Origin of the sequence: Streptomyces amritsarensis, from assembly GCF_001953875.1 — a bacterium.
Lineage (GTDB): Bacteria > Actinomycetota > Actinomycetes > Streptomycetales > Streptomycetaceae > Streptomyces > Streptomyces amritsarensis.
This window is the reverse complement of record NZ_MQUR01000160.1, coordinates 1-10,024: the sequence shown is the minus strand read 5'-3', so window position 1 is coordinate 10,024 and position 10,024 is coordinate 1. Positions and strand designations below refer to the sequence as shown.

10 protein-coding genes and 1 pseudogene are annotated in these 10,024 nt (G+C 73.8%); 5 read left to right on the top strand and 6 right to left on the bottom strand.

From position 1 onward, the window contains the following. Nucleotides 1-190: 190 nt before the first annotated feature. Nucleotides 191-1,354, bottom strand: coding sequence for a PLP-dependent cysteine synthase family protein (locus tag AVW11_RS34555; RefSeq protein ID WP_076046996.1), 1,164 nt, complete (start codon nt 1,352-1,354; stop codon nt 191-193). Between the two features lie 198 nt (nt 1,355-1,552). Here AVW11_RS34555 and AVW11_RS34550 point away from each other — a divergent pair, with 198 nt between their 5' ends. Then, entirely contained in the window at nt 1,553-2,101 is a 549-nt protein-coding gene (locus AVW11_RS34550) for an ATP-binding protein (protein ID WP_030855715.1), read from the top strand. A 225-nt stretch (nt 2,102-2,326) separates the two neighbouring features. Here the strand turns inward: AVW11_RS34550 and AVW11_RS34545 are convergent, their stop codons facing one another. Both AVW11_RS34545 and AVW11_RS34540 read right to left on the bottom strand, forming a co-directional pair. Continuing rightward, nucleotides 2,327-3,604 carry an ROK family protein gene (locus AVW11_RS34545; RefSeq protein WP_060180331.1) on the bottom strand — a complete coding sequence of 426 codons (1,278 nt, stop codon included), beginning with the start codon at nt 3,602-3,604 and terminating at the stop codon, nt 2,327-2,329. An 87-nt stretch (nt 3,605-3,691) separates the two neighbouring features. Continuing rightward, the gene (locus AVW11_RS34540) at nt 3,692-4,348 is read right to left on the bottom strand and encodes an alpha-ketoglutarate-dependent dioxygenase AlkB family protein (RefSeq protein ID WP_030855712.1); all 657 of its coding nucleotides are present in this window, start codon (nt 4,346-4,348) and stop codon (nt 3,692-3,694) included. Nucleotides 4,349-4,386: 38 nt separating this feature from the next. Between AVW11_RS34540 and AVW11_RS34535 the strand changes: the two genes are divergently transcribed. The 3 genes and pseudogenes from AVW11_RS34535 to AVW11_RS39160 all read left to right on the top strand — a co-directional run. After that, nucleotides 4,387-5,130, top strand: a complete 744-nt coding sequence (locus AVW11_RS34535) for a maleylpyruvate isomerase family mycothiol-dependent enzyme (protein ID WP_076046995.1) — start codon at nt 4,387-4,389, stop codon at nt 5,128-5,130. 121 nt (nt 5,131-5,251) lie between these two features. Then, entirely contained in the window at nt 5,252-5,812 is a 561-nt protein-coding gene (locus AVW11_RS34530; RefSeq protein ID WP_076046994.1) for a hypothetical protein, read from the top strand. 171 nt (nt 5,813-5,983) lie between these two features. Continuing rightward, nucleotides 5,984-6,118 (top strand): annotated as a pseudogene (locus tag AVW11_RS39160) (IS5 family transposase); the annotation flags it as partial. Here the strand turns inward: AVW11_RS39160 and AVW11_RS34525 are convergent. The 3 genes from AVW11_RS34525 to AVW11_RS34515 all read right to left on the bottom strand — a co-directional run bounded on the left by AVW11_RS34525 (nt 6,093) and on the right by AVW11_RS34515 (nt 8,651). Beyond that, a complete protein-coding gene (locus AVW11_RS34525) occupies nt 6,093-6,308 on the bottom strand; it encodes a hypothetical protein (protein WP_143568936.1) in 216 nt (71 codons plus the stop codon). The pseudogene AVW11_RS39160 and the gene AVW11_RS34525 sit on opposite strands and share 26 nt — an antisense overlap. Before the next feature lie 466 nt (nt 6,309-6,774). Then, nucleotides 6,775-7,782, bottom strand: a complete 1,008-nt coding sequence (locus AVW11_RS34520) for a spherulation-specific family 4 protein (protein WP_240528336.1) — start codon at nt 7,780-7,782, stop codon at nt 6,775-6,777. A gap of 170 nt (nt 7,783-7,952) precedes the next feature. Next, a complete protein-coding gene (locus tag AVW11_RS34515; RefSeq protein ID WP_076046992.1) occupies nt 7,953-8,651 on the bottom strand; it encodes a TetR/AcrR family transcriptional regulator in 699 nt (232 codons plus the stop codon). A 172-nt stretch (nt 8,652-8,823) separates the two neighbouring features. Here AVW11_RS34515 and AVW11_RS34510 point away from each other — a divergent pair, with 172 nt between their 5' ends. Continuing rightward, entirely contained in the window at nt 8,824-9,285 is a 462-nt protein-coding gene (locus tag AVW11_RS34510) for a nitroreductase/quinone reductase family protein (RefSeq protein WP_060180336.1), read from the top strand. The last annotated feature ends 739 nt before the right edge of the window (nt 9,286-10,024 follow it).

Here is a 10,024-nt window from a genome sequence, read left to right as displayed (position 1 = left end):
CCTGACCGTGGCCCGGCCGGGCCTGGGCCACTCCTTCCGCACGGCGGTCCGCGCCTTGGACGCCCGACTCGGCGCGCGCCGCTCGACGGGGCGTTGACGGCGGCGAGGCGTGCGTCCGCGCACGGGTCGGGTGCGCCGGGGAGGGCGGCCTCGTCGGGCTGGTCGCGGACGAGGGGGTGCCCGGCGTGTCTCAGGCGGTCGGTTCGCGCCAGACGCCGGTCGTCAGCAGCGTGTCGAGGGTCTTGGCGTAGGGGGCGAGTTCGAGTCCCTGCGCCGCCACCCACTCGTCGGAGTAGTACTTGTCCAGGTAGCGGTCGCCCGGGTCGCACAGCAGGGTGACGACGCTTCCGGTGCGGCCCTCCGCCACCATCTCCGAGACGATCTTCAGGGCGCTCCACAGGCCGGTTCCGGTCGAGCCGCCCGCCTTGCGCCCTATGGCCGTCTCCAGCGCCCGGCACGCGGCGACACTCGCGGCGTCGGGCACCTTCATCATCCGGTCGATGGCGCCGGGCACGAAGCTCGGCTCCATCCGCGGGCGGCCGATGCCCTCGATGCGCGAGCCGCAATCGCTGCTCGCGTCCGGGTCGTTGCGCGTCCAGCCCTCGAAGAAGCAGGAGTTCTCCGGGTCGGGGACGCAGATGCGGGTGTCGTGCTGCATGTAGTGCACGTAGCGCGCGATGGTCGCCGAGGTGCCGCCGGTGCCGGCGGTCGCCACGATCCAGGCGGGCTCGGGGAAACGTTCCAGCTTGAGCTGCTGGTACATCGACTCCGCGATGTTGTTGTTGCCGCGCCAGTCGGTGGCCCGCTCCGCGTAGGTGAACTGGTCCATGTAGTGCCCGCCGGTGCGGGCGGCCAGCTCCGCCGACTCCTCGTACATCTTCATCGGGTCGTCCACGAAGTGGCATGCGCCGCCGTGGAATTCGATCAGGCGGCACTTCTCCGGGCTGGTCGTGCGCGGCATGACGGCGATGAACGGGACACCGATCAGCTTGGCGAAGTACGCCTCGGACACGGCGGTCGAGCCGGACGAGGCCTCGATGACGGGGCGGCCCGGCCGGACCCAGCCGTTGCAGAGGGCGTAGAGGAACAGCGAGCGCGCGAGGCGGTGCTTGAGGGAGCCCGTCGGGTGCGTGGACTCGTCCTTGAGGTAGAGGTCGATGCCCCACGCCTCGGGGAGCGGGAACTTCAGCAGGTGCGTGTCCGCCGAGCGGTTCGCGTCGGCCTGGACCTTGCGCACGGCCTCTTTCAGCCAGGCGCGGTAGTCGGCGTCGCTGCGGTCGACATCGACGGTCGTGGCGGTCGTACCGGTGGTGGTTCCGGTGCCGGTGGTGCCAGTGGTGTCGGTGGTGCTCATGCGCCGCGCTCCTTCGTCGTTCCCTTTAGCCCCTTCTTTCGCAATGTACCTCTCCCACCTGCACAAACAGTCACTTTGGGTATCTATGCGGATCGCTTTCGATCGCGTTCGGTTGCACTGCGGGGCACCGTGGGTGACCCTGGTGGAGGATTACCGAGGGTGCAGCACCCGTAACACTCATGTCGGGGAGTCGCAGCCGTGATCAGTCATTCCCGCAGGCACTGCGTCGTCGAACTGCAGGCCTTGCCGTCGCGGATCGGCCAAATCCGCAGAATCGTGTCAGCCCAGCTGCGCCACTGGCAGCTCGATCCGCTCATAGACCGGGCTGCGCTCGGCGTGACGGAGCTGCTGGGCAACGTCCACCGCCACGCGCAGCCGGACAAGACCTGCGTCGTCGAGATCGAGCTGCGGCTCGGACGGCTGACGGTCTCGGTCATCGACAGCGATCCACGGCTTCCGGTGCTCCGCCCCGTGCAGGCCGGACCGTTGGAGACCAGCGGACGCGGGCTCGCCCTCGTGGAGGCCCTCAGCGAAGCCTGGGGCGTCCGCGAACGGTCCGACGGACCGGGCAAGGTCGTCTGGTTCTCCCTGACGGCGGCGCCCGCGCCGGTGGCGCCGACGCTCCCGGTCTCGATCGCCGCCAAGCCCGTGCCGGAACCCGCGCGCACGGTGGTGGTGGCCGTGGATCCGGTCACCGCCCCGGTGGCGCTGCCGGTCCCCTCTCCGGTCGCCGTCCGCCCCGGCTGACGGTGGCGGGGACGGCCCAGGCCGTGCCCGCAAGGGGCCGCCGGCCGCCCGGAGGGCGGGCCCGCGGCGTCCGGCGCCATGCATCCCCCCAGGCCCGCGGGGCCGAGGGGAAGGATCGCCGGGCGGCGGGCCGCCCCGTACGGGACGTACGCGGGCCCGCCGACGGCGCGGCGAGGCGTGGTGGCCGACCTCGCGGGCAGGCGGGACTTCGCGGCCAGGGCCTGACTAGGCCAAGGCCCCCAGCGGGTCGTCGAGGACGGGCTGCCAGGCCAGTTCCGCCGCGCCGACCAGGCTGTTGTGGTCCAGGGTGCACGGCAGGATCGGCACGCCACCGCTGCGCCCCCACAGGCTGCGGTCCGCGACGACCGCCCGGAGCCGCTCCGGGTTTGCGTACAGCAGTTCCCGGTGCAGCCCGCCCAGGATGATCCGGTCGGGGTTGAGGATGTTCACCAGGCCGGCGAGGCCCAGGCCGAGGCGGTCGATGAGCTCCTCGGTGGCCGCCCGTACCGCCGGCTCCTCCGGTTCCTCGCGCAACAGGTCGCGGGCCTGCTGGAGCAGCGACACCTCGGGGCCCGGGCTGCGGCCCGCCGCGGTGAGGAAGGCCAGCGGGTCCGCCTCCACGTCCAGGCAGCCGCGGCCTCCGCAGTGGCAGGCCCGCCCCTCCGGGTTCACGGTGAGGTGGCCGACCTCCAGGGCCAGACCCGAACTTCCGCTGTGCAGGCGGCCGTCCAGCACCAGGGCTCCGCCGACCCCGCGGTGCCCGGTGGCCACGCACAGCAGGTGCTGCGCGCTGCGTCCCGCGCCGTGCCGGTGCTCGGCGAGCGCCGCGAGGTTGACGTCGTTCCCGGTCAGGGCGGGGCCGTCGATCCCGGCGTCCTTCACGCACTCGGCGAAGATGTCCCGTACGGGAGAACCGGCCGGCCAGGCCAGGTGCAGCGGGTTCAGCGCCGTGCCGTCCGGTTCGGCGACGGCCGACGGGACCGCGAGCCCGGCTCCGACGCAGCGCCGGCCGCTGTCCGCGAGCAGTTCCGCGCCCGCCTGCACGACCGCGCCGAGCACCTGGGCCGGGTCGGCGGAGACGGTGACCTTGCCGGGCGCGGTGGCCACGATCCGGCCGCCGAGGCCCACCAGGGCGGCCCGGAAGCCGTCCGAGTGCACCTGGGCGGCGAGCGCCACCGGCCCGTCCTCGGCCACCGAGAGGCGGTGCGAGGGGCGGCCCTGGCCTCCGCCGGTGCCGGCGGCACCGGCCGAGGCCCCCGGGCGGGAGTCGACCCGGATCAGCCCGAGCGCCTCCAGCTCGGCCGCGACCGCGCCGGCGGTGGCGCGGGTGACCCCCAGCTCGGCCGTCAGGACCGCACGGGTCGGGGCGCGGCCGGTGTGGACGAGCTCCAGCGCCGGCCCGAGCGCGCCGCGGCCCCGTTCCAGCTTGGTCCGCGCGCCCGTGCTCGACACCGATGGCGTGGTCGCATCCCCCACCCGCGGCGGGGCCCCGTTGCCGTTCATGGCACCGATCCTCGCATGATCGGAGGGTGCCGCACGCCGCCCGGGGGCGTCCCGCCGCTCCGGCGGGCCGGACCGGCGAGGCGCCCCTCAGCCCAGCCCGCCGACCCGGAGCGTGATGTTGAGCCGCCCGGTCAGCCCGAGCGCCCGCGGACCCGTGCCCGGCAGGACCTTCGGCACCCCGTGGTAGGCCGACCGGCTGGGGCCGCCGAAGACGAAGAGGTCCCCGCTGCGCAGCTCGACGTCCCGGTACGGGCGCCCGCGCGAATCGGTGTTCCCGAAGCGGAAGAGGCAGCTGTCGCCGAGGCTGAGCGAGACCACCGGCGCCGGGGACTTCTCCTCCGCGTCGCGGTGCATGCCCATGCGGGAGTCCCCGTCGTAGAAGTTGACCAGTGCGATGTCGTAGGCGGCCGCACGGGGATCGGGCGGCCCGCCGTAGGCGGCGGCCACCGCCTCGCGTCCCAGCTCGGCGAGCCAGTCCGGCATCGGCTTGACCGGTTCCCCGTCCCCGTCGACGGCGGTGCGGGCGTAGCCGTACGGGTACCAGTGCAGGCCCAGGCACACCTGCCGGGCGGTCATCACCCCGCCGCCCGGGGTGCGGACGGTGCGCAGGCCGGCCGGCGGGCGGGCCCACTCCCGGCAGGCCGCCAGCAGCTCGCCCTGCCGGCGGGGCCCGAGCCAGTCGGGCACGTGTACCGCGCCGGGGGCGATCTCGGTCCGCTCGCGCGGGAAGAGTTCCCCGTCCATCCCTCCATTGTCGGCGCCGTGGCTGCAAGACTCCCGGTATGGAGATCACTGAGTACGTAAAGACCCTGGCCCGGGAGGGCGAACTGCTCGCGGAGGTGGCCGAACGGGCCGGTACGGACGCCTTCGTCCCCTCCTGTCCCGGCTGGCACGTCAGCGACCTGCTGCGGCACACCGGGTCGGTGCACCGCTGGGCCGCCGGGTACGTCGCGGAGCGGCAGCTGGAGCCGACGGGCTTCCCGGAGGCGCCGGAGCTGGTCGACGGCGAACTCCTGGCGTGGTTCCGGGAGGGCCACGCGGACCTGGTGCGGACGCTGACCGAGGCCCCGGCCGACGTGCAGTGCTGGACCTTCCTGCCGACCGCCCCGCCGTCGCCGCTGGCGTTCTGGGCCCGGCGGCAGGCCCATGAGACCACCGTGCACCGGATGGACGCGGAGGCCGCTCTGGGCGTCGTCTTCTCCCCGTTGTCGCCGGAGTTCGCGGAGGACGGCGTGGACGAACTGCTCACCGGCTTCCACGCCCGGCCGCGCAGCCGGGTGCGGACCCCGGAGCCGCGGACGATGCGCATCCGCGCCGCCGACACGGGCGCGGTCTGGACCGTGCACCTGTCGCCGGCGCCGGCGCGCACGGTTACGGGCGACATCGGCGACCCGGTCGACTGCGAGGTGACCGGCGAGGCGGCCTGGCTGTACGCGGCACTGTGGAACCGGATGCCGCTGGCGGGTCCGGGGGTGACGGGCGACCTGTCGCTGGCCGCGCTGTGGACGGAGACGGCCGGAATCTGACCCTGTCGGCAGGGGCGGGCGCCGGTGTACGTCCCCGCGCGGCTCGCCGCCCACCCCCGACCGTGGACCCGCGCTGACGAGCGGTTATGGTCGCCTCCTCAAACGATCACGGGGGTGGCTGATGTTCGGTTACAGGGTGCGCGGTGCGGCGGTGGCAGCGGTGTTCCTGGCGGGGTTCGCGGTCTCCTGCGACGCGGAACTGGGCGCGTCGGACGCCCCGCCGGCGGCCTCCTCAGCGGCCGCCGCGGCTTCCGCGGCCGCGACGCCGTCCGTGTCCTCGGTACCGGGCTCGGCGGCTCCGAGCCCGGCGGCTCCGAGCCCGGCGGCGCCCCCGGCGAGCGGCGGGCCGGGCGCCTCCGCCCTTCCCGGCACGCCGCCGGAGAAGGTCCGGGACGCCTTCGCCGGGCTCCAGGCGACGCTGAACGATGCGTGCACGCCTTCCGAATGCGCCTATTTCCTCGGACGCGTCTACGACGAACTGCGCGGCCTGGACGCGGCGATGAAGGCGGATCCCAAGGGCCCCGGGCACTTCCCCGAACCGATCGCGCTGATCGCGAAGCTCGACGCGGAGCTCGGCGGCGACCGGAGCTTCAACAACCTGAAGGCGCACCAGACCCTGCTGATCGGCACCCGGGACAAGATCAACACGTGGATGCAGGGCCACCCGGACGACTACCGCTGACCGGGGCGGGGGGCGGAGTCCCACGCCATGAGTTGCCCGCGCATGTGACCATCGCGGGTGACACGCCTGGCCGCGTGACCACCACCGGTCCCGACACCGGGGGCACCGGCCGTCGGAGCCCGCCCCGGGGTGGACTTCGTCCTGGATCCGGGCGGCGGCCACGCGTGGTAGGGCTGGGCCGTGCACGGCACCCGGCACTCCCCCGGGGTCATCCCGCGCCGCTGGGTCGTGGAGCGGACCTCCGGCTGGCTCATGCGCCACCGACGCCTCACCCGCGAAATCACTCCGAACTGGCGCGACTCCTGAGCGGCCCCGACACCTCCAGGACATCGGCGCGCTCCTGCACCGCCTCGACGCCGTCCCAGAGAGCCAGCCTCGTCGGGCCGATGTGCTCACGCACCACCTTGACGGCTTGCAGAAAGCGACCAGAATTTATCAATTCATCCAGCTCTACTCGCACCTCAGGCGACAGTCTGCTCCACAACGCATCGTCCATGCCCATATTGAACCTTCAGGACAGCCACGCCCTCGTATCGCCCCCAGATTTCCAAACACCTTCCCCGGCACAAAACGCTCTTTGAGGGGCGCTGTGGGCGGGGAAGGCCCTGCGCGCGGACGGCCGGCCCCAACCGCGGTGCAGTCGTCGGCGGTGGCAATGCCGAGACCGGCGTCCTCGGTGATCAGCCGGCTCCCGGCAGGTGGCCGACAGCGACCTGCTCCGGGTGGGACCGGGTCCCCCTGCGAACCTCCCGCGACGGTAAGGCAGTTGGAGAGCGGCCTGTGAACGTCACCGGCGCCGTTCCGGCGGCCGGCGGCCGACGAGGGGCGAAGGGCGAGGGGATTTCGGATCGGCCACGCGGGGAGCGGCGGCATCGGGCCGCGCCCCGGCACGGGCCGCCGCGTACGTCTCGGCACAACTGCCGTGGTCGTTCACCCCTGAACGGCGGCTGCCGACAGTCTGGTCAAACGTTTCGTCGCCGCACAGCGGGTGTCACATGACCCGCCGGAGCGCCCTGGCCGAGCGTGGCCGCGTAGCCGGTCTGGGAGGTGTACTTCCATGTCGGGCCCGTGTTCCAGGGGTTCGGCATGACCGTGTCCGTGGCGTACGCGTAGCCCGCGCCCCGGTCGAACGCCGTGCGGAGGGTGGCGCGCATCGCCGCGTCGTCGGGGACGTCGTGGACCAGGTGCCAGAAGGCCGTTCCGCTCGGGTCGAGTTCGGTGCCGGGCCGGTAGCCGGACTCGTGGTGGAAGACGTTGCCGCCGAGCCAGCCTGCTCCGGTGTACGCGGCGTAGGTGTCCTCGTAGGTGACGAAGACGTCCGCGGTGCGCCGGCCGGGCTCCAGGTAGCAGTCGGCTATGGCGGTGCCGGGGTTGTTGACGACGAGGTCGGGGACGGCGGGGTCCACGGCGCTCATGGTGTCCTGGACGTAGCGGCGCAGCTCGGCGTAGTGGTCGCGGGTCGCGTTGGCGGGGCCGCAGTCGCGGCTGACGACGTCGAAGAAGATGCCGTCGACATGGAGACGGCCGTCGGGGGTCTTGAGGTAGTTGTCGACGGAGGCCCTGACGGCTGCGACGTCGCGGTTGCCGTGGTCGGTGTGCACGTAGCCGAGCACCTTGGTCCGCTCGCCGGTGGAGGTGGTGCGGGCGCGGAGGGCGTCGGCGCGGGCCCGCCAGGGGGCGCCGAACGGGGCGTCGCCGTTGCCCGGGTTGAGGACCACCACGGAGGGGGCCGGGTCGGTGGCGGTGAGGTCGGTCAGCATGCGGTCGTTCGCCATCACGTACGCGGGCACGCCGATCTCCAGGCCCCGTACGCCGGGCATCCGGGGCGTGGGGGGCGCGGTGGGCGCCGGGGCGGCGGCCGGAGCGGACGCGTTGGGCGCTTCGCGCGGCGGCGTGTCGGCGGAAGGTGCCGGTGCGGCCAGTAAGAGGGTGGCCAGGACGGCGTACAAGGCCTTCTCGGCGCGAGGCATGAACGTTTCCTCCGGTGGAGGCGGGGCGGGGCGGGGGGACCCGAGGAACACTAGACGGACGGCCCGTCGTTCAAGGCTGAACCTCCCGCATTGGCGTGAGGAACTGGCGAGCGAGCCATCGCCCCATCACGTGAATTCCCGCCGTGGCGCACCCCTCTCCCGCCCTCCTGTCATACGGCGGGCAGTCCGACGCCGTGCGCCAACTGCCCGGCCGCGTGCGTGAAGAACGCCGCCCGTTCCTCGACGACGCCCTGGAACTGGCCGAACAGCTCGAAGGAGACGAGCCCCGCCAGCTGTGCCCAGGCGGCGACAAGGGCGGCGACGGCCGCCGGGGGCAGGTCCTCGGCGAAGTCGGCCGCCATCCGGGCGGCTTCGGGTCCGAGGACGGGCGGCAGCGGCGGGAGGGCGAGGCCGCGCCCCTCGTACGCGGCGCGGACGACACCGATGAGGACGTTGCCGACCCGGGAGGCGGGCCCGATGGTGTCGGCGGGGGCGCTGTAGCCGGGGACCGGGGAGCCGTAGACGAGGGCGTACTCGTGCGGGTGCGCCAGCGCCCACGCCCGTACGGCTTCGCAGGCGGCGATCCAGCGGTCGCGGGGCGCGGCGCCGGCGGCGAGGGCCCGGGAGTCGGCCTCCTCGGCGGCGGCGCCGAGGCTGTCGTACGCGTCGATGATGAGCGCGGTCAGCAGCTCGTCGCGGCTGGGGAAGTAGCGGTAGAGGGCGGAGGAGACCATGCCGAGCTCGCGGGCGACGGCGCGGAGGGAGAGTTTGGCGGCCCCCTCGGCCGCAAGCCGGCGGCGCGCCTCGTCCTTGATGGCGGCGGTGACCTCGATGCGGGCCCGTTCCCTGGCCCCTCGCACGGTGCTCATGCGGGCCAGTGTGCCACGCGGACGGAGCAGTGCCCAGAAAGGAGATCGCCGATCCGTTTCGAGAGCGGTGCTCTTGCTTTGGTGCGCCGATCCGGTGCACACTGGACTCAAGCGAGAGCAGCGCTCTCTCAATGCAGGCGACGGCAATGCAGAAGACGGCCCGGAGGTCCTCGTGAACGCGCCCACCCCGTACTACGTCCAGGCCGGCCCGCTCGTCACCCGCTTCAACTCGTTCTTCGGCAAGCTGGCCCGCGTCGGCATCAGCCTGGCCGGCAGCGCCGAACTCTCGGTGCGCGGCCGCACGTCCGGCAAGATGCAGCGCATCCCGGTCAACCCGCACAAGTACGAGGGTGCGGAGTACCTTGTGTCGGCCCGCGGCCACTCCCAGTGGGTCCGCAACATGCGGGTGGCAGGGGGCGGCGAACTGCGTGTGGGTCGCAAGGTCCGCGCGTTCACGGTCGTCGAGATCACCGACCCCGTCGAGAAGGCCGCGATCCTGCGCACCTACCTGGAGAAGTGGGGCTGGGAGGTCAACCAGTTCTTCCGCGGCGTCGACGCCAAGGCCTCCGATGCGGAGATCCAGGCGATTGCCGCCGACCACCCCGTCTTCCGACTCGCCCCGGCCTCAAGCTGACCCCGCCCACCCGGCACCCCAAACCGGCGCGGTGGTCCACACGCGGTGCGCCCGCACCGCAGACCGGCGCAGTCGGCCCCACCCGCACACCCGCGCCCGGCACCACGAAGCAAGCACGGTCGGCCCAACGGCGCCACAGACCGGCGCGGTCGCCCGGCGCGGTGCGGCAGCCCGGCACCGCAAGCCCGACGCCTCAAACCCGCGCCGCAGACTGGCCCGGTCGGCTCAGCGCAGTCAGCCTGCGCCGCAGACCCGGCACCGCAGACCGGCGCGGTCAGCTGGCGCGGTCAGCCCCACTCGCGCACCCGGCAGTCGGCCCGGCACCGCGAAGCCAGCGCAGTGGGGCCCAGCGGCACCACAGACCGACGCGGTCCGCCCGGCGCGGCGCGGCAGAAAACCCGCGCAGTCGGCTCGGCGCGGTCAGCCCTCACCCCATGCCCGCCGGTCAGCTCGGCACCGCGAAGGGCGCAGCGGCACCACAAACCCGGTCGGCAGGCCCGACGCCGCACACCCGGCACCACAGACCCGGCGCGGTCGGCCCGGCGCGGCAGCCCCACCGTAGGGCCGACGCCACACACCCGGCGCGGGAGGCGCCCGGCGCCGCAGACCGGCGGGGTCGGCCGCCGCCCACCCGGCGCTCGGCCCGGCACCGCGAAGCCAGCGCAGTGGGCCCAGCGGCGCCGCAAACCGGTGCGGCGGGGCGGCGCCCGGCCCCGCGTTCGGGCCCGGCCCGCGGCGC